This window comes from Paenibacillus darwinianus (assembly GCF_000598065.1).
Classification (GTDB): Bacteria; Bacillota; Bacilli; order Paenibacillales; family Paenibacillaceae; genus Paenibacillus_I; species Paenibacillus_I darwinianus.
On sequence record NZ_KK082200.1, the window covers coordinates 1 to 5,460 of the forward strand.

The window sequence follows — 5,460 nt, forward strand, 5'->3', positions numbered from 1 at the left end:
GCGGCAGGCGGCTGCACCGCTTACCTCGACATGCCGCTGAACGGCAACCCCCCCACCGTCACAACAGAAGCGCTCAGACTCAAGGCCTCGTTAGCCGAAGGGCGATCCCGCGTCGATTACGGGTTCTGGGGAGGCCTTGTGCCCGGCAATCTGGATCAGTTGAAGCCGCTCGCAGATGCCGGCGTAACGGCCTTCAAGGCGTTCATCTCCAACCCCGGCGGCGAGGGAGAGGGGCGCTTCCGGCAGGTCGACGATTGGACGCTTTACGAAGGGATGAAGCGGATCGCTTCCTTCGGCGGGCTCCTCGCCCTGCATGCCGAAAGCGACAGTATCACGGCGGCGCTTACGGAGGCCGCAGGGGCGGAGGGCCGTGCCGGAGCGCGCGACTATGCGGCGTCGCGGCCGGTCGTCGCCGAGCTGGAAGCGGTCAACAAAGCGCTGTTGTTCGCGGAGCTCACGGGCTGCCGCCTCCACTTCGTGCATATCAGCAGCGCGTCCGCGGCCGGCCGCATCGCCGCCGCCAGGGAACGAGGCCTGGATGTCACGGCAGAAACTTGCCCGCACTACCTGCTTCTTACCGAGGACGACATGGAGAGGCTCGGACCTGTTGCGAAATGCGCGCCGCCTCTCAGAAGCGCCGATGAACGGGCTGCGCTTTGGAAGGCTGTTGAGGGAGGAATGATTGATCTGATCGCCTCCGACCATTCGCCTTGTCCGACACCGCTCAAAACGGCGGCTGCGAGTTTTTTCGCCGCATGGGGCGGAATATCGGGCGCGCAAAGCAGCCTGGAGCTCATGCTTTCCGAAGGCGTCATCCGCCGCGGATGGTCGCCCGTCACAGTCGCCGATCTGACGGCGCGGAAGCCGGCTGAGCGGTTCGGCCTCGGCGGCCGTAAAGGGCGGATCGCAACCGGCTATGACGCGGATCTGGCCTTGGTCGACATGCGGCATCCGTATACGCTGCATGAAGAGCAGCTTCTGTACCGGCATAAGCACAGCCCATATGCGGGCATGACGATCGGCTGCAAGGTAGCCGCCACAATCTGCAGAGGAGAAATCGTTTACCGGTCCGGCTCCGGGCCGGAGTCGGACGCAACCGAAACAGCCTATGAACACGGAAAGCGGATATGGCCGATAGCCTCGCCTTAACGGCTTGACGCCTGCCAAAGATAAATCGATGCCGTATAGCACGGCGGACGATTCCGTCCAACCGGCGGCATTGAAAAGGAGGAGAGCAGCGATGACGATGGGCACAAACACCGATTTCGCCGTCTCCGTAACGGAGCTTCTGCAGACGTTGTCCACCTTCGGAGCGGAGCAGGACGGCGGGGTCACACGCCTGCTGTATTCGAAGCCCTGGTCGGAAGCCCAAACTTATTTATCCGAAAAAATGAAAGAAGCCGGACTCGAGGTCCGCTGCGATAAGGTCGGCAATCTGTTCGGCAGGCTGCCGGGCCGCAAAACCGAAACCGGCGTGATTCTGACCGGCTCCCATATCGATACGGTCCGATCGGGCGGCATTTACGATGGCGCTTATGGCATTGCGGCCGCCTTGACGGCGGTGCGCCATCTGAAGGACACGTACGGTCCGCCCAGGCGTCCGCTGGAAGTCGTATCGTTCTGCGAGGAGGAGGGGAGCCGCTTTCCGCTCGCTTATTGGGGCTCGGGCAGCATCACGGGCGCTTACGCAGCGGAAGATGCCGACGGGATCCGCGACGCGCAAGGCGTCACGCTGCGCGAGGCCATGGAAGCGGCCGGCTTTGGCCGCCCGGACCAGCCCGACAGCAAGCGCACCGATCTGTCCGCCTTTGTTGAGGCGCATATCGAGCAAGGGGTGATGCTGGAGCGCACCGGCGATAAAATCGGCATCGTCGAAACGATTGCCGGGCAGCGCCGCTATGTCGTCACGCTGACGGGTGAAACGAACCATGCCGGAACGACGCCGATGCCGATGCGCAAGGACGCCATGTCCGGCGCGGCGGAGATGATAATGATGCTCGAGAGAGCCGCGCTGAAGGCCGGCGATCCGCTCGTCGCGACGGTCGGTCGGCTTCGACCGGTCCCGAACATCCCGAACGTGATCGCCGGTCTCGTTACGTTCACGGTTGATATTCGCCATACGTCCGAAACGCTGCTGACCGGCTTTACGGACGCGGTGCTGTGCACTTTTCAATCGATTGCCAAGCGGCGCGGCCTGACTATCGACATTCGCACGGCGCTTCAGGCGCGGCCAACTCCGATGGATACGGTGCTGACCGGCCGGCTGGAGCGGATATGCACGGACCGAAACGTGCCTTACCGGCGAATGATGAGCGGCGCGGGCCATGACGGGCAGATGTTTGTGCCGATTTGCTCCACCGCCATGCTGTTCGTGCCGAGTCGTGACGGCGTCAGTCACTCGCCCGACGAATATACGGCGCCGGAGGACTTGGCGGTCGGCGTCTCGGTTCTGATGGAAATGCTGTACGAGCTGGCCTACGAGGAGCAGATGCCGTGACCTATTATGCCGAGCTTTCTCCGCCCCCGCGGACAATCATGACACCCGGACCGGTGGAGGCCGATCCGCGCGTGCTGCGCGCGCTGTCCTATCCGATCCTCGGCCAGTTCGACCCCGCTTTTACGGAGCTGATGAACGATACGATGGGCATGCTGCGCGCACTTTTCCGCACGTCCAATCAATGGGCTTATCCGGTGGACGGAACCTCGCGTTCAGGCATAGAGGCCGTTTTGACCAGCCTGGTTTCGCCCGGCGACAGGGTGCTGATTCCGATTTACGGCAGATTCGGGTACCTGCTGCAGGAAATAGCCGAACGTTGCGGCGCCGACGTGGCGGTATTGGAGAAGGCGTGGGGCACCGTCTTCGATCCGGAGGAGGTCATCGCCGCCATCCGCGCCAGCCGGCCCAAGCTCCTGGCGATGGTGCACGGCGAGACCTCCACCGGCCGCCTTCAGCCGCTCGCCGATATTGGCTCCGCATGCCGGGAATACGGCGTTTTGTTCGTCGTTGACGCGGTCGCGACGATCGGGGGCGTGCCTGTGGAGACGGACGCCTGGCATATCGATGCCGTAATCGGCGGCACGCAGAAATGCTTGTCCGTTCCATCCGGGATGGCGCCCGTCACCTACAATGAACGCGCGGAACGCGTACTGCTTGCCCGCAAAAAAATCGAGAGAGGGCTTCAGGGATCCGTCGACTCGCCCTTAACCGGCATGCACGATGGTCCGGCGATCCGAAGCAACTATCTGGATCTCAGCCAGTTGCAGGATTACTGGAGTCCGGCCAGGCTTAATCACCATACGGAGATGACGTCCATGCTTTACGGCCTGCGGGAAGGGCTGCGCATCGCGTTGGCGGAAGGCCTGGAAGCCCGCTTCGGGCGGCACCGGCTTAACGAAAAAGCGCTGTCGGCGGGTTTGAGCGCGATGGGAGTCACTCTGTACGGCGACCCAGCCTGCAAGCTGCCGGTCGTAACATGCGTCGACATTCCGGACGGCATCGACGGTGAATCAGTCCGCTCGATGCTGCTGCGGCGTTTCGGTATCGAGATCGCCGGCTCATTCGGTCCCCTGAAGGGGAAAATCTGGCGCATCGGCACGATGGGCTACAGCTGCAGCCAGAAAAACGTGCTCCATCTGCTCGGCGCGTTCGAGGCGGTCCTGACACGCCACGGGATGAAGCTCCATACGGGGGCGGCACTCCAGGCCGCGCTCGATGTATACGAGAATACGGAGGTTTGACATAGCGAATACGGCCCCAGAGCGGGGCCGTATTTTGGTGCGCCACGCATGACGATTAACTAGGCGGTGAAAGTCCGCTGTGGGGGCTGGTAGTGGCCAACCACTAGCCAAGAGCAAGGGTGTCCATCGTGAGATGGAATCTGAAGGAAGCTGGAGGCAAATTTCCGGCCCGAGGAACACGAACATCAATTCGAATTACGGTTGAAACAAGATTTACCATGAGAAGTCAGCAGAGGCCATAATACCTCCTGTTGTCAACGACAAGCCGGCTGCGGATGCGGTCCCTTTCGGCAAATGGATGTTCGCCACCGCCGTTGTTACAGCCATTCTGCTGCTCGGACACGCCGCGCAAAAGAAGCGCAACGCCCCGGGACCGGAATCGTTGCTGAGCAGGGATGCGAGCTGACCGAGGCGGATGGACGCCGGCTGGTCCAGGCAGGTTGTCGCTTGACAGCCGCGCACGCCGTGCTATAATCAACCCAAATTCGGCAAGCGGCCGCAGGCTGCCGCTTTGCGTCGGACTTGCATGGCCGGGACGGGGAGATCGGCTTCCGGAACAGCCGCCGGAACGATCCGCGTTTTCGCGAGTTGGACCGTTTGGCCGTCGAAGCCGGACAGCGTCCGCTGATTCTGACGTATCTAAGACAGAACTGCTTTCTGGAGTTCAGTCATCCCGAGGCAGAAGCCGCAGGCTCGGAGAGTACGGCATGAGAGCGTCTCCGCGTATTTCCTGAACGAACGATGACGGCATTGGAGGGATGATTCGATTATCTGTAGAATAGTCGGGGTACAAGTAGTGCAGCATGGGGATGACGCGACGGCTGGAGGGAACCGGATTGGCGATTGAGAAGGCAGGCATCGATGCGGGCGGCACGCTCGTGAAAGTGGCATATGAGGAAAATGACAGGTCAATCCGTTACGTCAAGCTGACCTCCGATCCGTTGGAGTCGGTTGCGGCGTGGATCCGGAACGAGCTGCCGGAAGCCCAGCTGTGTTTAACGGGAGGAAGGGCCTCTAGGCTGTTGAATCTGCTCGGACGTCCAGCGGTATTCGTGTCGGAGTTCGAAGCCACCTGTGAAGGCGCGAGAAGGTTGCTTGAACAAGGCGGCAAGCAGTGGGACCGGTTCCTGCTGACGAATGTCGGCACGGGAACGTCCATCCACATCGTGAGCCGCGAAGGCGCGGCAAGAGTCGGCGGAACGGGTGTCGGCGGCGGAACGATACTCGGCCTTTCGCGGCTGCTTGCGGGCACTGGGGATTTCGGGAGCATCGTTAAAGTGGCCCAGGCCGGCAGACGCGATGCGACCGATCTGAAGGTGAGCCATATTTACGAGGGCGCGGTCCCGCCGATCGACGGGAATCTGACGGCGAGCAATTTCGGCCGTGTGGAAGAGACGATACGCCGTTCGGCGGGCCTTGAAGAGTCCGCCGTTTTCCCGGCGGAGGATGTGCTGGCTTCGGTGATCGGCATGGTCGGCGAGACGGTCGCAACCGTCAGCGTGCATGCGGCGGGGCAGCACGCCGCACAGGTGATCGTCTACATCGGCTCGTCGTTCGAATGGAACGGGCCGCTGCAGGAAGCGGTTGCCTCGTATACGCGCTTTCGGGGAGCGGAGCCGTATTTTGCGCCGAACGGCGCGTTCAGCGGGGCGCTCGGCGCGCTTCTGGCGCTTACCCCGCACTCGCGATGTTCCGATCCGCGCTATAACGAATGAAACGGGC

At 62.2% G+C, this 5,460-nt stretch carries 4 protein-coding genes; all 4 read left to right on the forward strand.

Annotated features, from left to right (window positions below):
* Positions 1-1,149: allantoinase AllB (gene allB / locus BG52_RS13015; protein WP_051602338.1), on the forward strand; the 1,149-nt coding region annotated here is incomplete at its 5' end.
* Between the two features lie 91 nt (positions 1,150-1,240).
* Entirely contained in the window at positions 1,241-2,497 is a 1,257-nt protein-coding gene (allC, locus tag BG52_RS13020; protein ID WP_051587791.1) for an allantoate deiminase, read from the forward strand.
* Positions 2,494-3,738 (forward strand): pyridoxal-phosphate-dependent aminotransferase family protein, encoded by a 1,245-nt coding sequence (locus BG52_RS13025; RefSeq protein WP_036583195.1) that lies wholly within the window; start codon positions 2,494-2,496, stop codon positions 3,736-3,738. The genes allC and BG52_RS13025 overlap by 4 nt, the downstream gene beginning before the upstream one ends.
* Positions 3,739-4,574: 836 nt before the next feature.
* A complete protein-coding gene (gene coaW, locus BG52_RS13035; RefSeq protein ID WP_223299013.1) occupies positions 4,575-5,453 on the forward strand; it encodes a type II pantothenate kinase in 879 nt (292 codons plus the stop codon).
* Positions 5,454-5,460: the final 7 nt, after the last annotated feature.